Origin of the sequence: Paenibacillus xylanexedens (assembly GCF_001908275.1) — a bacterium.
In the GTDB taxonomy this organism is placed as follows: Bacteria; Bacillota; Bacilli; order Paenibacillales; family Paenibacillaceae; genus Paenibacillus; species Paenibacillus xylanexedens_A.
Window position 1 is genome coordinate 2522121 of record NZ_CP018620.1, and the last position, 22528, is coordinate 2544648.

Sequence of the window (22528 nt, forward strand, 5' to 3'; positions counted from 1 at the left end):
TTCGTTTACGAAACGGGAGTCGCTTTATTTGTTGTGTTGATATACTTTCCGCACAAGCCAACCATAATACCAAACAGCAGATGTCCTACAATCCAGTAGAGGATGGCGGACACATCGTACAGGTCTGGCACACGTGATGACAATTGAGAGAGTGGGATATAGAGCAAGGACGAGACCGCACCAAGTAAAATTCCTTTGATCATAGGGCGGCCTGAATGCCTTACCCACCACACATAGAAGATACCGATGACAACGGACACGATTAGATGCAAAGCAAATTCAATGAATTCGGGTAAGGTTGGCGGAAGACCAGGCACAAAATCAATATTCAGCAGCAGAGTATATACTTGTTCACCAGTGTTGGCCTGAATCATTTTGAGGAAAAATCCCAGGACAACTCCCGAGAGAATTCCCGTTAAAATACCGGATATCCAGGGTAATGAGTGTTTTACCGATGTTGATGGGTGAGCAGCAGGATCTGGCATAATCGCGACCTCCTATGATTGACACGTGTACATCTATAAAAAAGTAAAGCACAGCCCGAATTTCGTAATCCATATTAAGGAACATTATATGTGAATTGAGGATGAATATCTAAAAAATGCATGGTTTTCAGGTAAAAGGTTATACTTCATGCGATGGATTTGCGAGGCTCCTTAAGTCTGTTTTTGGAATTTAGTACCTTGTACAGTACGATTTTTGCTTGATAGGCCAAGGATTATTAATCACAAACCACCAATTTTTCACGAACTTCTAAAAGAAGGTTATGGAAAAGCTTCACGCCAAGTGATACAATACAAAAGTGAATAAGTCAAAATGAAACACTCAAGCGGATTCACTTATTGTGAAATTCGGTTTGCTTGTATGATGAGAGGGATTCGCTTGCGCACCCGACTTATCTAAAGACATGAGGAGGACAAACCATGACTGACAAGAACGAAGCGATTCAAAAGGACGAGAACACTACAATCGACAACCTGTCGATTACTACCGTACGTACTTTGGCGATTGATGCAATTGAGAAGGCAAATTCCGGACATCCGGGTATGCCGATGGGCTCCGCTCCAATGGGGTACCAACTTTTTGCAAAAACGATGACTCATAACCCGGACCACCCAACTTGGGTTAACCGGGACCGTTTTGTCCTGTCTGCAGGACATGGCTCCATGTTGCTGTACAGCTTGCTGCACCTGAGCGGATATGATCTTCCAATGGAAGAACTGAAACAGTTCCGTCAATGGGGAAGCAAAACTCCGGGTCACCCGGAATTCGGACATACTGCAGGTGTTGATGCAACAACCGGCCCACTGGGTCAAGGTATTGCAATGGCTGTAGGTATGGCGATGGCTGAAGCTCAACTGGGCGCAACATACAATAAAGACAAATTCAACGTAGTTGACCACTACACTTACGCAATCTGTGGTGATGGCGACTTGATGGAAGGCGTATCTCATGAATCAGCTTCCCTGGCTGGACGTTTGCACCTGGGCAAACTGATCATGTTGTTCGACTCCAATGACATCACGTTGGATGGTAAATTGGATCTGTCTTCTTCCGAAAGCATCGCGAAGCGTTTTGAAGCTTATGGCTGGCAAGTGCTGCGCGTTGAAGATGGTAACGATCTTCCTGCAATCGAAAAAGCAATTCAGGAAGGTCAAGCAGATACATTGCGTCCTACACTGATCGAAGTTAAAACGGTTATCGGTTATGGTAGCCCGAACAAACAAGGTAAAGGCGGCCACGGCGGTACTCACGGATCTCCACTGGGTGCAGACGAAGCCAAATTGACTAAAGAGTATTACAAATGGGTTTACGAAGAAAACTTCCACGTACCAGCTGAAGTTCGCGATCACTTTGCACAAGTGAAAGATCGTGGTATCTCTGCTAACAAAGCTTGGGACGAGAAATTTGCCGAGTACAAAAAAGCTTTCCCTGAGCTGGCAGCTCAATTCGAAACAGCGATTAACGGCGACCTTCCAGAAGGTTGGGACCGTGACCTTCCTAAATATGCAGCAACAGACAAAGCTCTTTCCACTCGTGTAGCATCCGGTAACGCTCTGAACGGTCTGGCGCACAACGTGCCACAACTGACAGGTGGATCTGCTGACTTGGAAAGCTCCACAATGACTCACTTGAACAACCTGGAGAACTTCACACCTGAAGATTACTCCGGCCGTAACATCTACTTCGGTATCCGTGAATTCGGTATGGCTGGAGCAATGAACGGTATGGCACTACACAGCGGTGTAAAAGTATTCGGAGGTACATTCTTCGTATTTACCGATTACCTGCGTCCGGCTGTTCGTCTGGCTGCCCTGATGGGATTGCCTGTAACGTATGTTCTGACTCACGACAGTATCGCTGTTGGTGAAGATGGTCCTACGCACGAACCGATCGAGCAATTGGCATCCCTGCGTATCATTCCTAACCTGACGGTTATTCGTCCGGCTGATGGTAATGAAACTTCGGCTGCTTGGGCTTACGCGCTTGAGAACAAGAGCAACCCGGTTGCACTCGTACTCACTCGTCAAAACCTGCCGATCCTGGAAGGTACGGTTGAAGGTTCACGTGAGAACGTGAAACGTGGTGCTTATGTTGTCTCTGATGCAAAAGATGGCAAAGCGGTAGCACAAATTATCGCTACAGGTTCTGAAGTGCAATTGGCTGTTAAAGCTCAAGCAGCACTTGCAGAACAAGGCATCCAAGTTCGCGTAATCAGCATGCCAAGCTGGGATCTGTTCGAGAAACAAGACAAAGCTTACAAAGAGTCCGTTCTTCTTCCGGATGTTAAAGCTCGTCTTGCGATTGAAATGGCTTATCCAATGGGCTGGGAGAAATATGTTGGAGATCAAGGTGACATTCTCGGAATCAGCACATTTGGTGCATCCGCGCCTGGCGACCGTGTTATCCAAGAGTATGGCTTTACGGTGGATAACGTGGTTAGCCGCGTAAAAGCATTGCTGTAATAGAGGTTGTTCAAAAAGTCTGCTTTTGATTACGAAGGATGCCTCACGGCATCATCAGCGTCGAAGATGGGATTCAGCCGAAATAAGCGGGAGGCTTACGAAGAATGTTTCCTTCGGAAACATTGTAGTTGCTCACGTAGTTTTCCCTACGCTCCGCTACTCCATTTCTAGCTTCATACCATCTTCTCGATACTGAAAACCTGACTTTTTGAACACGCACTTATAGCTTCATAAGCGCTGCTATGGTTGGGAGGGCATCATGCTGTCCTGATCCATGGCAGTAAGTTATTTCCGCAGAGATGGGCGGTGATTCGTTCGTTATCGCCCTGATCTGTTTTGCCTTTTGTTTTCATTAACTTCAGGGGAGCGGGTACGCATGTCACAATTCGATCAAGTCAGTGTAGTGAAAGAGGCCAACATTTATTATGATGGTCAGGTAACCAGCAGAACGGTTATTTTGGGGGATGGCAGCAAAGTGACTCTGGGCATCATGCTTCCAGGCAGTTATGAGTTCGGTACGGATTCCCGTGAAATTATGGAGATTCTGTCCGGAGATCTGAAAGTATTGCTTCCCGGAGAAGAAGAGTGGCAAGAGATTCAAGGTCAAGCTACGTTCCACGTGCCTGCCGAATCCAAATTTAAACTGGAGATACGCAGCGTTACTGACTACGTCTGCTCGTACCCGGCGGAATAACATAAGAAGGGTAAGCAGAACCGCAACGCGCGGATTCGGTTTACCCTTTTTGCTTCTTGAATTCTAACGACAAAGTTCGAGCTGCAAGCTTGTCAGCCCCGTGGATTTGAAGTATCCTTAAGGCAAGTTGTTTAGAATGGAATACGGACATAATATAAGAGGTTGTTCAAAAAGTCCGCTTTTGATTACAAAGTTTGAACACGCACTATAACCGAAATCAGGAGGTTTTTGAGATCATGGCAAAAAAAGTGACATTTGACTATAGCACGGCATTGCAATTTGTAAATCAGCACGAAGTGGATTATTTCGCAGAACCGATTCGTCTGGCTCATGAGCAGCTTCACAACGGAACAGGAACAGGCTCCGATTATCTGGGCTGGATTGACCTGCCAACAGCTTATGACAAAGAAGAGTTCGCTCGCATTCAAAAAGCGGCTGCCAAAATCCAAAGCGACTCCGAAGTGCTGATTGTTATCGGTATCGGTGGATCATACCTGGGTGCACGTGCAGCGATTGAAATGCTGACTCACTCGTTCTATAACAATCTGCCAAAAGACAAACGCAAAACGCCTGAAATCTATTTTGCAGGAAACAATATCAGTTCCACATATGTAACTCATTTGCTGGATCTGGTTGAAGGCAAAGATTTCTCCGTCAACGTTATCTCCAAATCCGGTACAACAACAGAGCCGGCAATTGCATTCCGTATTTTCCGTGCAGCACTGGAAGAGAAATATGGTAAAGAAGAAGCACGCAAACGCATCTATGCTACAACAGACAAAGCACGTGGTGCATTGAAAGAACTCGCAAATGCAGAAGGATACGAATCTTTCATTATTCCTGATGATGTAGGTGGACGTTACTCCGTTCTGACGGCTGTAGGTTTGCTGCCAATCGCAGCAGCGGGTATCAGCATCGAAGAAATGATGCAAGGTGCGGCTGACGCATCCAAAGAATACAGCAACCCGAACGTAGCTGAGAATGAAGCATATCAATATGCTGCTGTTCGTAACGCACTGTATCGCAAAGGCAAAGGCACTGAGATCCTTGTAAACTATGAGCCATCCCTGCACTTCGTATCCGAGTGGTGGAAACAACTGTTTGGAGAGAGTGAAGGTAAGGACTACAAAGGGATCTATCCTGCATCCGTTGATTTCTCTACAGACTTGCACTCCATGGGTCAATTCATCCAGGAAGGTAGCCGGAATATCTTCGAAACTGTTATCCAGGTTACTGAAGTTGCTGAGCATATCTCAATCAAATCCGATCCGGACGATCTGGATGGTTTGAACTTCCTTGAAGGCAAAACTATGGACTTTGTTAACAAAAAAGCGTTCCAAGGAACACTGCTTGCACATACGGATGGTCAAGTACCAAACCTGATTGTGAACATTCCAGATATGACTCCATATTCTTTCGGATATCTGGTATACTTCTTTGAAAAAGCATGCGGTATCAGTGGCTACCTGCTGGGCGTCAATCCATTTGACCAACCAGGCGTGGAAGCTTACAAGAAAAATATGTTCGCATTGCTGGGCAAACCAGGCTTTGAAGAAGAGAAAGCAGCGCTCGAAGCGAGACTTTCCGAATAATTCATTAGTTTGCTCATATAGTTGAATAAGGTAATGTAAATCTAACCGGGAATCACTGTTTGTGTAAGATGCAGGGTTCCCGGATGTAGATAACCAGGGCAGTTCGTCCGCGTTCGCGCGGTGAACTGCTTTCTTGTAAAATGGACTCAGGAAAAGATCAGAAAGTTGGATTTGGGATGATTGAACGTTATCGCACGGTTCGAGGACCGGGCAATCTGGAAATTGTAATCAAGAAGTCGCGATTTATCGGTCATATTATGCCGGTCACGACAGAGGAAGAGGCTGTTGCCTTCATCGATGAGATCAAGAAAAAACATTGGAATGCAACTCATAACTGCTCTGCATACATGATTGGGGAGCGGGACGAGATCCAGAAGCAATCCGATGACGGTGAACCCAGCGGAACAGCAGGGAAACCCATTCTTGAAGTGATCAAAAATCAGAAATTAAAAAATGTGGCAATTGTGGTTACGCGATACTTCGGGGGAATCATGCTTGGGGCTGGCGGGTTAATTCGTGCTTATACGGATGGAGCTGTAGCAGCCATTGAAGCCGGAGAAGCCATTACCAACGTGCTGCATCGTGAAGTGTTTGTTGAACTGGATTATACGTGGCTGGGTAAAGTGGAAAATGAGTTAAGAAGCCGGGAAGTCCGTACAGGTGAAACTGGATTCACCGATAAGGTTACGTTGACTTGTCTTCCGCCGGATAGTGAAACCGAGGCTTTTGTAGCCTGGATCACGGATTTGACGCAAGGGCAATCCCGGATCACGGAGGGACAGCGGCTTTATTTTATTGAAGGGGAATAAAATATATGGCTAGAAGAGCAGTCGAACAGGAGTTGTCGAGGGAGCGGATACTGGAGGCGGCGAGGCACCTTTTTATTACCAAAGGATACCGCGCCATTTCGATGCGAAGCATCGGCCAGCATCTGGGCTATAGTCATGGGTCGCTGTATTATCATTTTAAGGAAAAGGCAGAGCTGTTCTATGCCATCGTGGTTGAAGATTTTAATCATCTGGGGCATTTACTGCTGCAAGCCATGGTCAGGCCGGTTCGTGATGATGTGAGCAAGGTAGAGCACATTATGATGGAGTTTATTCGCTTTGGTCTGGAGAACCCCTATCAATACGAAATCATGTTTATGATCAGGGACGAAGAACTATTGTCTTATTGTCGTACCGAACAGGGACGTTGCTTCGAATTATTTGCATCGATTATAAGGCAGTATATGAATGAAGCGAACTGTACGGAAGAGGATATTCAAAGGGTACCACGTACGCTATTTTTGGCTATGCACGGATTAATTTCTTATTACATTCAGGACCGTTTAACGTTTGTGGAGATTGAATCGTCTGCGCTGTCTCATGTCAAAGTGCTGTGCCGTAATCTGGGTCAGCAGCCTGGCGACCAATAATGGCGCTGTTGTTGCACCCCTACACTTCAGGGCGGTGATTTGTCATAACTTTAATTCTTTATAACGTTGTCTCGCGAAAGTTAGTATGCGCAGCAGACCAAGTCAGGCGGCTCCGACCCGGAATGAGGGTGGACCGCCTGTTTGTGTTTGCAAAAATGAACGAGTGGGTGGCAGGCCTATTGGACCCAATTAACCTTCCATGATTTTGAGGAAGTACTCCCGCTCACGTGGCCCATCGAATTCGCAAAAGTAAATGCCTTGCCAGCGGCCAAGCAGCAGTCTGCCTTCGTGAATAATCACCGTCTGTGATGGCCCTGTTGTGATCGATTTGAGGTGAGAGGCTGTATTGCCTTCGGCGTGTCGATACTCGGGGTGCTCCCAAGGGTACACTTCGTCAAGGCGCAACAAGACATCGTGTTTCACATCCGGGTCTGCATTTTCGTTGATGGCAATCCCCGCCGTCGTATGTGGACAGTAGATGAGCACCGTCCCATTCTGCACCCCGCTACTCTGGACAACCTGCTTTACGTGCCGTGTGATATCCTTCATTTCGTCTCGTGTGGAAGTGGATATATTCTTCGTATATAACATGTTAAATCACTCCTTAGAATCTCATTTCTTACCCTCGATTGTACCTTAACCACTACATACCAAACAAACCATATATGAAGACGGATATGTGAATCGCACAATAACGGAGAGGTCAGAAATAACCTGAAGAAGCGGAAGCTCAAAGTTTTCTGTAAGAAAGCTGCTTCGGAAGCATAAGCTTTGCCTTTATCACCGGATTTCCCCTTAAAAAAGGGGATCAAAGAAATCTGGGGATAACAGTGATCGGAAGGTTGTTCTGGCCGCGCAGTGTACAGTGCGATTTTTATTAATCGTTCTTATATGTGGTCCAATTATATTCAATAAAAGCATTGACGATTAGCACTGCAAACTGGTAAAGTATCAGAAAAGCAAAACCAAGTAGACTAATGGGAATAATATTAAAGTAATATCATCCAACTTAGGAAAAAATGTCGTATTGAAGCCAGGAAGACTGCCGACCGGAGCTAAAGCCGGAGGCTGGGAGGGAACGTAGCAATGAATACCGTTCTTCGTCATAAGGGATGGACTTGGGGATTCCGCAGTACCGTATTGTTATATTTTATCGTACTTATTGTACTTCCAATCATCGGTGTGTACGTCAATTCCTTCTCTGAAGGATGGAGCAACTTTGTTCAGAGCATTATGGACCCCATCGCGTGGAAAGCCGTACTGCTGACCATTCGGCTGGCCGTGATTGCCACGCTGATTAATGTGGTTTTGGGCACGATGATCGCCTGGGTGTTGACAAGGTATCGCTTTGTGGGCCGATCGTTTCTTAACAGTCTGGTTGATCTCCCGTTTGCACTGCCAACAGCGGTGGGCGGCTTGATGATTATGCTGCTTTTGGGTCCGGTCAGTGCCATCGGGAAACTGGCAGAATCCATGGGATTTGAGATTGTATTTCACCAGCCCGCCATTGTTATCGCGATGACCTTTGTCACGTTTCCGTTTGTTATCCGTGCAGTGCAGCCTTTGCTGGAAGAAATTGATCCTTCGGAGGAAGAAGCCTCGTATACGATGGGGGCATCCAAGGCTCGCACGTTCATGCAGGTTATTCTGCCGTCCATGGCACCTGGCATGATCAGTGGGGGGATGCTGGCTTTCTCGAGAGGACTGGCTGAATTCGGGGCTGTTGTGCTGGTGGCTGGTAACATTCCGGGAAGAACACTGACTGCTTCCGTATTTATCTACGGGGAGATTGAAAGTGATAATCCAACGGGAGCTGCTGCTGTATCCGTGTTGCTCCTGACGCTCTCCTTCCTGATCCTCTGGCTGATCAATCTGGTGCAGATGCGGGGGAGAAGACGATGAGACGACTGTTAATCGGATTGACGTTTGCGGTATTTATTGTACTGCTGATCATCCCGCTCGGACGCATTTTTATTGGCGCATTTGAAGACGGGGCAGGTGGATTCCTGAAAGGGTTAATGCGTCCTGAGGCGTTACATGCCTTGATGATGACCGGACTGGTGGTTCTGGTGGTCACTCTGTTAAATACATTGTTTGGCATCATGATGGCTCTGTATCTGGTTCGTGCCGGATGGCTGAGTGAACGGATAAAAGGGCTGCTGAACAGCATTGTAGACCTGCCTTATGCCGTATCTCCTGTCATTGGCGGTTTGATGATTGTGTTGATGTTGGGACCTAACAGCATTATGGGTGCTTTTTTTGAAGGGATTGGATTCAATGTGGTCTATGCCTTCCCGGGTATGGTGATCGCAACGTTATTTGTAACCTTTCCACTGATGGTCAGAGAGGTTATGCCTGTCCTGCAGGAACTTGGTTCTCAGCAAGAGGAGGCCGCATCCACACTTGGCGCCTACGGCTGGAGGACGTTCTGGAGTGTGACCTGGCCTTCCATCCGCTGGGCGGTAGTGTATGGTCTAGTCTTGACGGTTGCGCGCTCGCTTGGGGAGTTCGGTGCGGTGCTGGTTGTATCCGGGAATATTATGAACAAAACGCAGACAGCAACAACCTTGGTGTATCAGGATGTTGAGAATTTTAATGTGGCTGCCGCAAATGGTGTGGCATTGGTGCTGGTTACCTTCTCCGTCGGGCTGCTGCTCATGATGGAATGGGCCAAGAAGCGAAAGGAAGTGCATTGATATGCATGTAGAAGTCCGTGATCTGAACAAACATTTCGGTGATTTTCATGCGGTAAAAGATGTCTCATTCGATATTGCCAAAGGCCATCTGATCGGTCTGCTTGGACCCAGCGGAGGTGGGAAAACATCCATTCTGCGGATGCTGGCGGGTCTGGAGAATCCGGGTTCCGGAGAGATTCGCTTTCACGGAAAAGTCGTGAACCATCTGCCTCCACAGGAGCGGGGCATCGGATTTGTATTCCAGAACTATGCCTTGTTCAAACATATGACGGTATTTGAGAATATCGCCTTTGGACTCAAGGTTAAGAAGACGCCAAAAGCCCAGATCCGTGATCGGGTGATGGAACTGGTTGAATTGACCGGGTTAAAAGGTTTCGAACAGCGCTATCCACATCAGTTATCTGGTGGGCAGCGTCAACGTGTTGCTTTTGCCAGAGCACTCGCCCCGGAGCCACAGCTGTTATTGCTGGACGAACCGTTCGCGGCCATTGATGCCAAGATCCGTCAGGAACTGCGTTCATGGTTGCGTGAGTTGATTGAGCGAGTGGGAATCACTTCGATTTTTGTAACGCATGATCAGGATGAAGCGATTGAAGTGGCGGACGAGATTATGATTATCAGTCAGGGTCGTCTGGAACAGAAGGGCACACCTTGGGATATCTACAAAAACCCGCAGACACCGTTTGTCGCTACATTTATCGGGGAGTCTACGGTTGTGGAGGATGCCTCCCAGTTGAAAGGATTCGAACATGCCGTCGAGGGTGAACATACCAAAGCGTTGATTCGACCGGAGTATATTGAGATCGGCTTGAAGAACGAGTTCACCATGTTGTCTGCAACGGAAAAAGGTACAGTCAAACATCTTCATTTCCGCGGTAGTGAATGGATGGTAGAGGTGGACGTACAGGGTCATAAGTTAATCACATATCGTTCCCTGGAGAAAACGACATTGGAGATCGGTCAACAAATTCGAGTCCTTGTACACCGTGCATACCTGTTCAATGACTCCAACAGTTGGGTGGTTGAGAACCGACTGAAGGAAGATCCGATGCCGGTGATGATTTAGATCAAGTGGAAGAAAGGGGCTGCCCATGCAGACGAGGAAGAAGAAAGCCATACTCTTATATGTTGCCCTCATGCTTCTGCTCGTCTGCATGACCGCTGGATGCAGCAAGCAGGAGGAGTCAAGCGAACAGAACGAGCCCTCTGGTAACGATTCATCCAATACGCTGGTGATTGGTGCTTATAGTGTAGCGAAAGATGCTGTAGGCGAATTGCTGCCCAAGTTCCAAGAGGAGTGGAAGGCAAAAACCGGACAGACGATTAACTTTCAAGAGTCCTATGAAGCTTCGGGCACACAGGCAAGAGCCATCGTTGGTGGATTCGAGGCTGATGTGGCCTTGCTCGCGATGGAGAGTGATATCGAGAAGCTGGTCAAAGCCGATCTGGTTAGCTCTGATTGGAAACAGACCCCTAATGAGGGCATGATCACCCGTTCAATTGTTGTTCTGGGCACAAGAGCGGGCAACCCGCTCGGTATTCGTGATTTTCAGGACTTAACCAAGCCAGGAGTGAAGGTACTGTACCCCAATCCAAAGACATCCGGAGGCGCACAATGGGACATTAATGCCATTTATGGTGCCGGATTGAAACTGTCGGAGGAGCAAGAGGGGAAGAAAGATCCTGCCGCAGCCAAGGCTTTTCTCGAACAGGTACATCGTAACGTTGAATCATTGGACAAGAGTGGGCGTTCTTCGATGGCGGCATTCGAATATGGTGTGGGTGATGTCATCGTCACGTATGAAAATGAATTGCTTGCCCGGATCGCCAAAGGTGTAGATTATGACATCGTCATTCCAAAAAATACGATCCTGATTGAGAACCCGGCAGTTGTGGTGAACAAATATGCCGATAAACATGGAAATCGCGAACTGGCAGAAGCCTTTGTCGCATATCTGCGTACACCAGAAGCGCAGCGTATTTTTGCCAAGCATGGTTTTCGTTCAGTAGATCCGGATGTATTTGCACAGACGGAGTCGACATTCCCAACGCCAGAAGGACTATTTGATATCAACTATTTGGGTGGATGGGACGAGGTACGCAGTACGTTGTACTCCAAACGCGGCGTGTGGTATCAGGTGCTCGCTGGATTATGAGTATTGCTGATGTAATCGAATAGGTAACCGAGCATGTGGATACAAAACCTTCATTTCAATGGAAGTAGAGATGGAGGTTTTTTACTGCCAAAAGGTTATAATAGAGGTATACTGAATCATGATTGTTACATAGTACTAGCAGGAAGGTGTGAGTTGGATGAGTGCAGAGATCAAATTATCCCAAAGTACAGCAATTCGACTGGAGCAGGCCCGCGGTAAGGGGATGCCTGAGGAAGAAATTTTAAAAGCTATTCAAGCGAAAGACGTTTCCGCTTTTGACGCCGTGTCTGAAGAGGAATACCGATATACCGAATTTTTCTCGTATGCGGATGAACATGGTGAAAATCTGGAGGCAGCAGTAAAAGATGGCTACCGGATTACCTTTAACACGCGTGGTGGACTCGGAATCTGGTTGGAGAAAGCCTTCAAGGTACAGCCCGAGAAAGACTTCACAGTGGGTGAAGGAATCATCACCGGATTACAATTGAAACCGGAGCAGGCAGAGGTACTGGCGAAGCGGCTTGCATCGAACTGGGTCATTACGGATTCGAAGGATGTACCTGCGGGTCAGGAACTGACGTTGAAGCTGCGGGCACTGGTATAGTTCCAGCGCGGAGTGGATGTGACTCGAATTAATCGGTCGTGGCCTGTTTAAAAGGTAAGGCCTGATCTTCATGCGGATGACCCGCTTATAAGGTTGCATCACATGCTGACGAAGCGTACGCTCCCGAATGGAGCGAAGCATGGAATTAAAGTCTGACGGTGAACGGTCAGACCACAGACTGTCCCGAATTGCAGTGGAGAACTGCAACGGGATGGTCTTTTTTTTGCAAAAACGGAGGTGGACGATTACAATCTACATATCATTAATTCAGGGGGAATGCGGATTGGATCAGCTAACATTTCTGGGCACAGGCGATGCGATGGGCGTTCCACGTGTATATTGTGATTGCGACGTATGTACAGAGGCGAGGCTTACGGGAGAGAATAAACGGAAACGCTCTTCTGTTCTGATTGACGGTGGTGGGGATGGTGCGAATGAACAGTTCATGATTGACTGCGGACCAGACTGGAGATCACAGATGGAGGATCAGGGATTGCGTATGGTGCATACGCTGCTCATCACTCATGCGCATTTTGACCATATTGGAGGATTGCCGGAATGGGCGGATGCATGCCGCTGGTTGGGTGTAAAGGGGCGTTTGTATGCACCACGCGAAGTGATTGCTACCATTCAGGGACAGTTTCCCTGGCTGGGTCGTCATATGGACTTTCTTGAAACGGATGATGATATTGAACTAGGCGGCTGGAAGGTACATTCCTGGAAAGTATGCCATGGACATAACGGGTATTCGTACGCTTATCGATTGGATCAGGGTGGGTATAGCTGGGCGTATTGTTCAGACGCCATTGACCTGAAGGATGCCGAGAAAGAGCCATTGCACGGACTGGATCTGCTGGTGCTTGGAACAAGCTTTGTGCATGAACTTGCGGAATTCTCAACACGTTCCGTGTACGATATGCGTGAGGCGCAGGAGCTGCTGTGGGAACTGAAGCCGGGTCATACTTATTTTACACATATGTCTCATGACGTTGATGTACGGCAGAATTATAATCTGGATCAAGGTATTACGATTGCCCTTACCGGGATGAAGGTGCCGCTTGGAACATTAAAGCTGGAAACGAATGCGTAACCCAACTTAACTAGCGTAATAAAAATAAATTCAGAAGAGCGTATCCTTTACAAGGGGTTCTTCGTTTACATAGTGTAAGTCAAAATCAATCAGGAACCAGCAAAGGGGGGCCCCCAAGATGGCCTTTGTGAAGTCCGTGGATTGCAGAATCAACAGACCACATGATGATGGTAAACAAGATAAATTCGATATTGAATCTAATGGCAACGACAGAAAAAATCAATTGAACCCAAGCATCCATACCGTACTACCCGATCTGATGGGTTCGTTGTATGCGTATTGTCTATCTCTGACGAAATCAGTTCCAGACACGGAGGATCTGGTTCAGGAGACCTGTCTCAAAGTGTTGTCGTCGAGAGTGGTTGGAACTTCCGGGATGAATAAAGATATAAACTGGGAAGCTTATCTGATCCGTATTGCACGCAACAGCTGGATTGATATCCTACGTCAGCGGGAGAGATTAGCATATAAACTGGATAGCTTGAAGCCGCTTCTGCACGAGATGGAGGAGGAAAGACGATTCGAGGAGTTGGAGTCTGCTGTTCAACTTCTTGTAGATAAGCTACCACCGTGGCAGCGAGTGATATATGTATTACGTGAATTAATGGGTTATAAGGCGGCAGAGACTGCGGAAATGCTGGATACGACAGAAGGCGCTGTGAAAGCGGCGTTAAGTCGTGCCCGCTCTGCCATAGCTGAAGTGAGGCACAGGTTGGAACAATCGGACGACACAGAATTGCAGTATGAGGAAGGCGCAGTGGAGGACAATCGGGAGGAACTGCGCAGCTATCTGCTGGCATTTCGTAATGGAGATACAGCCCGAATCATTGACCTGTGCCTGAATCGTTCGGATGATCCGATGGCTGTGGCGGGGACGATTTTGCAGCAGACTTTGCCGTCTCCATCCATGCAGCCAATGATGTACGGGTACTCCACTTCTGGTATGAACTCGATGTCGTATGGAGGCGGGTACACGGTCAACATGGTTGCCTAAACCGAGGAGGCGACACATATGAATGTAGTGCCGTATGTAGTGGAACAGACAGCTCGCGGAGAGCGGAGTTATGATATTTATTCCCGCTTGCTCAAAGACCGGATCATTATGGTGTCCGGGGAGATCGAGGATCAGATGGCAAATGCCATTGTGGCCCAGTTATTGTTCTTGACTGCAGAGGACCCGGAGAAGGACATCCAGATGTACATCAACAGTCCTGGTGGGTCGGTGACCGCGGGATTCTCGATCTATGACACGATGCAATTTGTGAAGCCGGATATCTCCACGATCTGTACAGGGATGGCGGCAAGTTTTGGTACGATATTGTTGGTAGGTGGAACAAAAGGCAAACGTATGGCTCTGCCTAACAGTGAGATCATGATCCATCAGCCACATGGCGGTACGCGAGGGCAGGCGTCGGATATGCTGATTCATGCTAACCGCATCATTCAGCATCGTCAACGTCTTAACAAGCTGTTAGCCGACCATACAGGACAGTCGATTGAGCGGATTGAGAAGGACTCCGATCGAGACTATTTCCTGACCGCTGCGGAAGCAGTCGAATATGGATTGGTGGATAAGGTCATATCCAGCACATAACATTAGCCTGGGAGGTCATATGACCTTTCGGGCTTGATTAATCAAGAGGACGAACAGGAAACTGACGTCCTCTTTTTGTCGTCCAGATTAGCTAGCCCGTGTCTATGGATCGAATCAGAATGAGAATAATGTGAAATAAAGATTGACCATCGGTAGGTATAGTGTATATATTATATATACACACTATACCTACTGGAAACTACGTAACATCAATGAGGTGAGGAAAGATTAACATTTTAATATCGAATGCTTCGAGCGATCCGATCTACATGCAGATTTTAACTCAGATCAGACAGAGCATCTTGAGCGGAGAATTGGTTGCTGGAGATAGTCTCCCCTCCATTCGGCAGCTCGCCAAGGATCTGCAAGTCAGTGTTATTACAACTAAACGTGTCTATGAAGAGCTGGAAAAGGAGAAGCTGATCGATTCAGTTGTAGGCAAAGGGAGCTTTGTATCCGGGGCCAATCAGGACTTTATTCGAGAGCGGCGGATGAAACAATTGGAAGAGAAGATGCTCGAAGTGATTCGTGAGAGTAGAGAACTGGGCATGAGTTCACAGGATGTAATCCATCATCTTACATTGTTGGTTGAGGAGGAATAAGCATAATGAACGCTATCGAATTACGTAATGTAACCAAAACGTATCCCTTATTTAAAGTAGATAATGTATCTCTTGATGTGAAAAAAGGATATATCACGGGACTTATTGGTCCGAATGGGGCGGGAAAGAGTACTTTGATCAAAATGATCACGGGTCTGATCCAGCCCGATAAGGGGAGCCTCAAGACATTGGGCAGTGAGATGCCAAATCAGGAAGTTGATATCAAGCAACGCCTTGGCATTGTGTCCGATGAATGCTTTTATTATGAGCATCTAACGATCCGGGAGATGACACAAATGATCGCTCCTTTTTACACCAAATGGGATAATAAAGCGTTCAATGACTACTTGGATCAGTTCGAACTGTCTCCCAAAAAGAAAATCCAGGATCTGTCCAAAGGCATGAAGATTAAGTATTCTCTCGCCGTAGCTTTGTCGCATGAAGCGGATCTGCTGATTATGGATGAACCGACATCCGGGCTTGATCCTGTATTTAGGCGAGAACTGCTTGATCTGCTTGCAGATATGATACAGGACGAAACAAGGTCTATTATTTTCTCAACGCATATTACGACGGATCTGGAACGTATTGCAGACTACATTACGTTTATTCATCAAGGGAAACTGGTGTTTAACGAGGCAAAAGATGATGTGCTGGAAAGGTATACGATTGTAAAAGGGGATATGGGTCTGCTTGATTCCGACATTCGGAAACATTTCATCGGAATACGCGAGACAGCCGTTGGTTTTGAAGCATTGTCGGATCATAAGGCAGAGGCCGAACAGTTATTTGGCAGGTTAGCTCTTTTACAAAGACCTACGTTAGAAGACCTCATTTATTTTACGGCGAAGGGAGGACGCAAATATGCTTAACTTGCTTCGTAAAGATTTCATTGTACTAAAAAGTTCACTGTGGACGATTGGGTTATACCTGGTGGTATTTAGTCTCGCCTTTATACCTAAGAGTGAAATGTCAATGTATTTTGTAGGCATCTACACAGCCTTTGGTTCGGTCATGCTGGCAACCATGATTGATATCAAGAACCATAATCACAATTTCCTGGTTACACTCCCCGTTAGCCGCAAACAGATTGTGAAAGCCAAGTACCTCTCAGCCATAGTCTATACGTTATTCGGGGTGCTCGCGTCGTTTGGGATTCATCAGCTTGTGAACCTGAATTATCCTGAACTGAACAAGCCGAATTATTCACTTAGGGATATTGTCATTGCCGTAGGCATGGTGCTTGTGTTAGTTTCCATATACATGCCTCTTTTCTACGGACTTAGCAAAAAAGGTGCTGGCATCATCAATGCGATATTCATGGTCTGTATGATTATACTGGCGCAACCCGTTGCGTACCTCATGAGTATGGCCAACGAGAACGGTATGATTACTACAACGACAATGGCATTGGTTTCCGTAGGCATTATAGGTTTGTTTTTGGTGTCCTATCTCATTACCATTCGCTTGTTTGCAAGAAAAGACCTTTAAGCACAGAGCGGGTGCCAGGTAAAGAGTATAGAACACCAAAAGTAAAGTCGCCACAAGGCGACTTTTTTTGATGCAGCGATGCGAGTGGCGAATTGCACTTGATATTCTTCGGAGTGACGTCAGTTCCAAGGAATCCAAACCTTACATTTCTTTAGCTAGGGTAATGAGCCTGCTCATCCCTTCCCGAATCTGCTGTTCATGTGCATAAGAGAAGGACAGGCGCAGCTTGCGACTGGCTGAATGATCCGAAGAATCAAATACGGTTCCGGGTACAAAGGCAACGGATTGTTCCATGCATCGGTGAAGCAGTCTCCCTGTATCCACACCCTCAGGAAGCTCCACCCAAAAGTTGAGTCCGCCCTCCGGCCGGGTCCACGTCCAGTCCGTTTCCAGTAGACACTGTTCCATCACTTCCATTCGAAGCTGGATGGCGGTCCGCAGCTTGGATAGATGCTGATGCATACGTTCTGACTGAAAATAACGGAGAAAAAGCTTCTGGTTCAGAAGGGGCGATCCGTTATCTGTCAGTGATTTTACAGCCTGTAGTCCTGGCATGAATCGCTGGCGGCATATGATGGCTGCAATCCGTAGCCCAGGTGCAACATACTTACTGTAACTGCGAATGTACAGAGTGTGTCCGGTGGTGTCGTAGGTGAAAATGGGTGCAGGAGGTTTCTCCTTAAAATAGATATCATAGGTACTGTCGTCTTCGAGCAGAAAACAACCATACTGTTCTGCAAGTTCGGGTAACTGCTTGCGCTGTTCTACTGGAACATTCATACCGGTTGGATTCTGAAAGGTCGGTGTCATATAAAAGAGACGTGGCTTCTCACTCTTCATCAGATGTTCGATCTGCTCCAGATCATAACCCTCGGGATGAATGTCGGTAAAGACGAGCCGGGCACCTTGTTTGCGGAAAATCTCCATTGCCGGTCCATACGTAGGCCGTTCCATCAAGACCCGATCCCCGGGCTTGACCAGCGTCCGCGAGATGACGTCGATCGCTTGCTGGGCACCCGATGTAATTAACACCTCGTCTGCGGAGAGGTAGAAGCGTTCCTTGGTTGTCAGATGGCTTGCCAGCGCACTTCGCAATTCCAAATCTCCCTGAATCGTGGAGTACGTTCCGAGCAGACGTGGATATTGATCCAGCAGATCACGCATCAGTTCTCCCCAATACCGATTGGGAAGCAGGGCGGGATCAATCAGTGATTTGGAAAACTGGAATTCGGCTTCAAGCGACTGTACACGTGCGAGGGAGTCCCAATGCAGCCAGGCAGACACGGCGGGATCATCCGCCTGATCCGTTACTGAGAATGGAGTTGCTGGACTGACATAATAGCCGGACTTATCCTTCACATAAACATTCCCACGTTCTTTTAACTCCTGATAGGCTTTGAAAACAGTCAGACGATGTACGCCGAGTAGCTCGGACAGGCTTCGTACAGATGGCAGTTTTTCATGTTCGGCCCACTCTCCCGCTTCTATACGTACAACGAGATAATGGATTACTTGCTCATATAGTTTCAGGCTATTATCTGTCATCATCATGGTTCTGCCCACCCGGCTCACACTCCTTTTGAACTCTATTGTAACAGCTAATGGGAGAGAACTGTTCTGTTTTGTTCATTCTGTTCTGTAGACCATGAGATATGATGGAGAACAGATAAAGGAGTGGTTATCATGGTGGGGATTGCATTTACGGTCATGTGTCTTATTTTCGGTACAACGTTTCTGGCTATTAAAATTGGAGTTGAGGCTGGCATGCCGCCTTTTCTGTCAGCTGGATTGCGATTTGTAATCGCGGGAGCGCTGATGTTTGCATGGATGTGGATGAAGGGCAAAGTGAGCTGGTCGCTCCTGTTCCGCAAGGAGATGTTGTTGACGGGAGCGGGTCTGACCTTCGGCACCTTTGCCACATTATATTGGGCTGAACAGCATGTGAGCTCGGGTGTGGGTGCCATTCTGTCAGCGACAGGGCCGCTGATGATTATGTTGATGCAGACGGCGTTGTTACGGCAAAAAACATCTGGCCGTATGATTACAGGCTGCCTGATCGGGTTCACCGGTGTGGTTCTGGTTGTGCTGCCAGGTGTATCGCTTGGTGCAGGTTCTCTATTCATGTGGGGTTGTATCGCGGTACTGGTGGGGGAAGTTTGTTATTCAGCAGGTGCATTGTACTCCAAAAAGGTCATTCATCAGTTCAAGGAGGCTAGTCCTGTAGCGATTAATGCGGTGCAGATGATGTATGGGGGATTGCTGTTATCCCTGCTCTCTGCTGGAACGGAATCGTGGAATATGTCTGCTCTGGATTGGGTGCCTGCCGTCTCGTCAGTGATCTATCTGACTGTCATTGGCTCCATGGTGGGGCATAGTCTATTCTATTGGATTATGTCGCGCACCAATCCGTTATTCCCGGCAACCTGGTTATACATTTCTCCGCCCATTGCTGTAGGTCTTGGTGCTGTTGTCTATGGTGAGCATGTCAGCTGGGTTACATGGATCGGCGTGGTACTGGTCGTTTCAGGTCTGCTGGCGATGAATGAGAAGGTGAGCGGCTGGTTGAAGAAAGGAAAGCGTTCCTATTCAGTATCTCAAACCTCCAAACCTGTGGTGAAATAGGTGATGCGTAATTCTGCACAGGAATGAGAGCGATAATTCAATGAGTAGTACAGGAAACTAAACCATCCGTTTACGACATCTTGGATGACGTAAACGGATGGTTATTTGTTCATAAGAATTAAATATAGGTTATAAGAAGAAGCCGGATATGATATAGTGTGGAGTGCGTTTAACAAAGCAGAGAGGAGAAAGTTCTACCAAGCGAGAGTTTAATCGAGCATGTAAGTGAAAAGAAATTCTTAGAGTTCAATGAGTTTATGCAAAACAACTAGACTGGCATTAGGGAGTTGCGTTATTATGGAAGATGAATTTCATGTGATTTCGATTGTTTTAGGTTTTGTTGCATTTTTAATTTATCTACTTTTTGCATTTAGTCATCGTTATCTAGCTTTTTATGGCTATTTTATCATCTGGGGTGGACTTTTATTTCTAAGTATTAAACTGGATATGGATTTTTACTGGGTGAATCAGGCGGTTCCTAGTATAGTGGGTAGTTTAATTGGGATGCTCTGGGGATTCTTTAGCAGTGCTGGAGAGGATGCAAGTCACTACCGGGCTGTGAAGAGGGAACAACGTGAGCGTGCCGTTAGAGCACTAGAGAAAATGGCTAACAAAAAATGAGTTTTGAGAAAGATGATAATACATAGTTACACTTAAAATAACAGCCCTACACAAGCGAGTTATTGGTATTATCCCCTCAAGGTAGACAGTGAAAAAAGAGATCATGTTAAAATGAACTCAACACTGAAAACCGGAGGGGATTTTTGCTATGCCAGCGAAAAAAGGCCAAACTTTTAATCAATATAGTGAAGAAACGAAGAAAGAGGCTGTTCGTCTGCGATTGGAAGAAGGTTGGACATACAGTCGGATCATGGAGAAGTTTGGTATTAAGAGTGAGAGCCAGATTATTACTTGGGTACGGAAAAGCCAAAATGGAGAGAGTTTTGAGGATTATCGAGGACGTTGGACGAAGAAGCATTTTAGCAGTGCAGAAGAAGAAAATGCTTATCTGAAAGCGCAGGTAGAATATCTAAAAAAGCTCAATCCGAATTTGCACGGAGAGGGAAGCTGGATTTCGAAGCCCGGTGCCAGTCCGTTCGAGAAATAAGTAAGTGGGCACCTGTGGTTTGGTTGTGTAAAATTGCTGAAATTTCTCGTGCAGGTTACTACAAATGGAAGAAGAATATCGTCCTCCGAGAGAAACGAGCAGATCGGGATGCGGATCTAAAAGCACATATTTTAGGCATTCACCGGCTTCGTCCTTATTTCGGCTACAAACGTATGCGAACCGCATTAGGAAAGGAAGGCCTCGTGGTGAATCACAAAAAGGTACGCCGCTTAATGAGAGAACTCCAGATTCGTTCCGTGATTCGCAAGAAACGTCCATTTGCTGGCCGGAAACCGTCAGTTCTATTCCGTAATGTCTTAAATCGGGAATTCTCGGCGGCAGCTCCTGTACAGAAACTCGTGACGGATATTACGTATGTCCGGATCGGGCATGATTTTGCTTATCTCTCGGTTGTGATGGATCTATACAACAACGAGATTGTAGCTTGGGAACTCTCCGAGCGAAATGACTTAAAACTTGTGATGGAAACGGTAAAGAAACTGAAATGTGGACCGGCCTTACTCCATTCCGACCAGGGGTTCCAGTATACAACACAGAGCTATGCCAAATTGCTTGAAGAGAAGAAGCTAACAGGAAGCCATTCTCGGCGTGGGAACTGCTATGACAATGCATGTATTGAGTCGTTCTTCTCCCACTTAAAGACAGAGAAGTTGTATTTGGAGAAGCCTCAGAATTTGGAACAAGCAAGGAACCAAATTACAGAGTATATGTTGTTTTACAACAAGGACCGTTTCCAAAACAAACTCGGCGACCTCTCCCCAATTGAATTCCGAGAAAAAGTCGCCGCTTAATGGAGTTTCTCTTTTTTTATTGTCTACTTGACGGGGCTATGACCACATCGTTGTACAGGGCTGTTGTTTTTTTATGTTTTGATCAGAACATAGTTTGTGCTGAATGCTTCGCTTGAACCGTAATCCGCCTTAATCACAAACTTCTCAATAACCGGATCTCCAGGTGAGCATGTCAGCTGGGTTACATGGAACGGTGTGGTGCTGGTCGTTTCAGGACTGCTGGCGATGAATGAGAAGGTGAGCGGCTGGTTGAAGAAAGGAAAGCGTGCGAGGGTGACAGTGCAGGCTTCCGAAACTGTTTTAAAATAGGTAAAGTTTGAAGGTATGCAGCTCAATCTCAAAATCAGCCCTTGATTTTAGGTTGAGCTGTTTGTTATTCCAACATGATGTTCTCGTTAACCAGTTGGTAGTAATATTCATCCATCTGTTCTGCCGTAACATTTTCATCGAAATGTTGTATCCACCATGTCACAAGTAAACGAATCACCCCCGAGTGAAACTCGGCTACCAGTTCAATGGGAAGTGAAAAATGTTTACCTCTTCTCTTCAATTCCAGAAAATCTCGTCTGAATATCTCTCCGATATAATGTATGAAAAAGTTGTTAAACCCCTCATCCTTCTGCTGGTTCTGCACGATAGTCTCCAGTACATTTCCGAACAGAATTTTAGATACGCTTTGCAAAGGCTGCTGTAACCGATCTTCTACATTCATGTGTAAATAATCCCGAAGGACCCAAGTTAGGGTGGAGGACAGTAGAGCAAATTTATCCTTGAAATGTTTATAAAACGTTGTTCGGTGGACCATAGCTTTGTCACATATTTCATTAATTGTGATGTTGCTGAATAGCTGGCCTTTCTCACATAACAGATCGAGAAGCGCCATCGTTAACAATTTATGAGTTCGGGTAACTCTCAAATCCACCTTTTTATCAATCATTTTCATCTACATCATTTCCTTATTGTAGTTTAGCTATATAGTATCCTGATATTGATTCTTACTTGATGCGAGATTCCAAGTGTATATTGGTATTATAAGTAATTTTTTGATAGGGCTACAAGTGTAGATAAAATATGATGGATTAGA

24 protein-coding genes are annotated in these 22528 nt (G+C 46.5%); 19 read left to right on the forward strand and 5 right to left on the reverse strand.

Annotated elements, in window-relative coordinates; translation table 11 throughout:
* Nucleotides 1–5 precede the first annotated feature (5 nt).
* A complete protein-coding gene (locus BS614_RS11065; RefSeq protein WP_074094005.1) occupies nucleotides 6–485 on the reverse strand; it encodes a hypothetical protein in 480 nt (159 codons plus the stop codon).
* Between the two features lie 438 nt (nucleotides 486–923).
* Here BS614_RS11065 and tkt point away from each other — a divergent pair, with 438 nt between their 5' ends.
* The 5 genes from tkt (at nucleotide 924) to BS614_RS11090 (ending at nucleotide 6669) form a co-directional block, all read left to right on the forward strand.
* Nucleotides 924–2966, forward strand: a complete 2043-nt coding sequence (gene tkt / locus BS614_RS11070; protein ID WP_036610788.1) for a transketolase — start codon at nucleotides 924–926, stop codon at nucleotides 2964–2966.
* Nucleotides 2967–3342: 376 nt separating this feature from the next.
* Complete coding sequence (ppnP, locus tag BS614_RS11075) at nucleotides 3343–3660, forward strand: pyrimidine/purine nucleoside phosphorylase (RefSeq protein WP_017689983.1); 318 nt, start codon at nucleotides 3343–3345, stop codon at nucleotides 3658–3660.
* 236 nt (nucleotides 3661–3896) lie between these two features.
* Nucleotides 3897–5252, forward strand: coding sequence for a glucose-6-phosphate isomerase (locus BS614_RS11080; RefSeq protein ID WP_017689982.1), 1356 nt, complete (start codon nucleotides 3897–3899; stop codon nucleotides 5250–5252).
* Between the two features lie 176 nt (nucleotides 5253–5428).
* Entirely contained in the window at nucleotides 5429–6061 is a 633-nt protein-coding gene (locus tag BS614_RS11085) for a YigZ family protein (RefSeq protein WP_036610785.1), read from the forward strand.
* Nucleotides 6062–6066: 5 nt separating this feature from the next.
* Nucleotides 6067–6669 carry a TetR/AcrR family transcriptional regulator gene (locus tag BS614_RS11090; RefSeq protein WP_074094006.1) on the forward strand — a complete coding sequence of 201 codons (603 nt, stop codon included), beginning with the start codon at nucleotides 6067–6069 and terminating at the stop codon, nucleotides 6667–6669.
* Nucleotides 6670–6858: 189 nt separating this feature from the next.
* On the opposite strand, the gene BS614_RS11095 is transcribed toward BS614_RS11090, so the two are convergent.
* The gene (locus tag BS614_RS11095; protein WP_074094007.1) at nucleotides 6859–7260 is read right to left on the reverse strand and encodes a secondary thiamine-phosphate synthase enzyme YjbQ; all 402 of its coding nucleotides are present in this window, start codon (nucleotides 7258–7260) and stop codon (nucleotides 6859–6861) included.
* A gap of 495 nt (nucleotides 7261–7755) precedes the next feature.
* Between BS614_RS11095 and cysT the strand changes: the two genes are divergently transcribed.
* From cysT to BS614_RS11150, 11 genes are all read left to right on the forward strand, one after another.
* Nucleotides 7756–8571: a sulfate ABC transporter permease subunit CysT gene (gene cysT / locus BS614_RS11100; protein WP_017689978.1), complete on the forward strand. Its 816-nt coding sequence runs from the start codon at nucleotides 7756–7758 to the stop codon at nucleotides 8569–8571.
* Nucleotides 8568–9365 (forward strand): sulfate ABC transporter permease subunit, encoded by a 798-nt coding sequence (locus BS614_RS11105; protein WP_017689977.1) that lies wholly within the window; start codon nucleotides 8568–8570, stop codon nucleotides 9363–9365. Before cysT ends, BS614_RS11105 begins: the two co-directional genes overlap by 4 nt.
* 1 nt (nucleotide 9366) lies before the next feature.
* Nucleotides 9367–10431 (forward strand): sulfate/molybdate ABC transporter ATP-binding protein, encoded by a 1065-nt coding sequence (locus BS614_RS11110; protein ID WP_036610770.1) that lies wholly within the window; start codon nucleotides 9367–9369, stop codon nucleotides 10429–10431.
* A gap of 25 nt (nucleotides 10432–10456) precedes the next feature.
* Nucleotides 10457–11521, forward strand: coding sequence for a sulfate ABC transporter substrate-binding protein (locus BS614_RS11115; RefSeq protein WP_036610768.1), 1065 nt, complete (start codon nucleotides 10457–10459; stop codon nucleotides 11519–11521).
* Between the two features lie 157 nt (nucleotides 11522–11678).
* A complete protein-coding gene (locus BS614_RS11120) occupies nucleotides 11679–12125 on the forward strand; it encodes a hypothetical protein (RefSeq protein ID WP_074094008.1) in 447 nt (148 codons plus the stop codon).
* A 283-nt stretch (nucleotides 12126–12408) separates the two neighbouring features.
* Nucleotides 12409–13215 carry an MBL fold metallo-hydrolase gene (locus BS614_RS11125; protein ID WP_074094009.1) on the forward strand — a complete coding sequence of 269 codons (807 nt, stop codon included), beginning with the start codon at nucleotides 12409–12411 and terminating at the stop codon, nucleotides 13213–13215.
* Between the two features lie 118 nt (nucleotides 13216–13333).
* Entirely contained in the window at nucleotides 13334–14209 is an 876-nt protein-coding gene (locus BS614_RS11130; RefSeq protein ID WP_084174489.1) for an RNA polymerase sigma factor, read from the forward strand.
* An 18-nt stretch (nucleotides 14210–14227) separates the two neighbouring features.
* Nucleotides 14228–14809, forward strand: a complete 582-nt coding sequence (gene clpP, locus BS614_RS11135) for an ATP-dependent Clp endopeptidase proteolytic subunit ClpP (RefSeq protein ID WP_036610761.1) — start codon at nucleotides 14228–14230, stop codon at nucleotides 14807–14809.
* Between the two features lie 227 nt (nucleotides 14810–15036).
* Nucleotides 15037–15411, forward strand: coding sequence for a GntR family transcriptional regulator (locus tag BS614_RS11140; protein ID WP_036610760.1), 375 nt, complete (start codon nucleotides 15037–15039; stop codon nucleotides 15409–15411).
* 5 nt (nucleotides 15412–15416) lie between these two features.
* On the forward strand, nucleotides 15417–16283 hold the full coding sequence (locus tag BS614_RS11145; protein ID WP_036669112.1) for an ABC transporter ATP-binding protein: 867 nt from the start codon (nucleotides 15417–15419) through the stop codon (nucleotides 16281–16283).
* Entirely contained in the window at nucleotides 16276–16902 is a 627-nt protein-coding gene (locus BS614_RS11150) for an ABC-2 transporter permease (RefSeq protein WP_074094010.1), read from the forward strand. Before BS614_RS11145 ends, BS614_RS11150 begins: the two co-directional genes overlap by 8 nt.
* Before the next feature lie 141 nt (nucleotides 16903–17043).
* Here the strand turns inward: BS614_RS11150 and BS614_RS11155 are convergent, their stop codons facing one another.
* A complete protein-coding gene (locus tag BS614_RS11155; RefSeq protein WP_074096797.1) occupies nucleotides 17044–18453 on the reverse strand; it encodes an aminotransferase-like domain-containing protein in 1410 nt (469 codons plus the stop codon).
* Between the two features lie 132 nt (nucleotides 18454–18585).
* Here BS614_RS11155 and BS614_RS11160 point away from each other — a divergent pair, with 132 nt between their 5' ends.
* The 3 genes from BS614_RS11160 to BS614_RS11175 all read left to right on the forward strand — a co-directional run bounded on the left by BS614_RS11160 (nucleotide 18586) and on the right by BS614_RS11175 (nucleotide 21444).
* Nucleotides 18586–19524 (forward strand): DMT family transporter, encoded by a 939-nt coding sequence (locus BS614_RS11160; RefSeq protein ID WP_074094011.1) that lies wholly within the window; start codon nucleotides 18586–18588, stop codon nucleotides 19522–19524.
* Between the two features lie 297 nt (nucleotides 19525–19821).
* Nucleotides 19822–20145, forward strand: coding sequence for a hypothetical protein (locus BS614_RS11165; RefSeq protein WP_074094012.1), 324 nt, complete (start codon nucleotides 19822–19824; stop codon nucleotides 20143–20145).
* 148 nt (nucleotides 20146–20293) lie between these two features.
* A protein-coding gene (locus BS614_RS11175) for an IS3 family transposase (RefSeq protein WP_157116034.1) occupies nucleotides 20294–21444 on the forward strand; the annotation gives its coding sequence in 2 pieces (ribosomal slippage) (nucleotides 20294–20555 and nucleotides 20555–21444; 1152 coding nt in all).
* A gap of 71 nt (nucleotides 21445–21515) precedes the next feature.
* Here BS614_RS11175 and BS614_RS11180 read toward each other — a convergent pair.
* Nucleotides 21516–21779 (reverse strand): hypothetical protein, encoded by a 264-nt coding sequence (locus BS614_RS11180; protein WP_074094013.1) that lies wholly within the window; start codon nucleotides 21777–21779, stop codon nucleotides 21516–21518.
* 38 nt (nucleotides 21780–21817) lie between these two features.
* Complete coding sequence (locus tag BS614_RS11185; RefSeq protein WP_074094014.1) at nucleotides 21818–22387, reverse strand: TetR/AcrR family transcriptional regulator; 570 nt, start codon at nucleotides 22385–22387, stop codon at nucleotides 21818–21820.
* Between the last annotated feature and the right edge of the window lie 141 nt (nucleotides 22388–22528).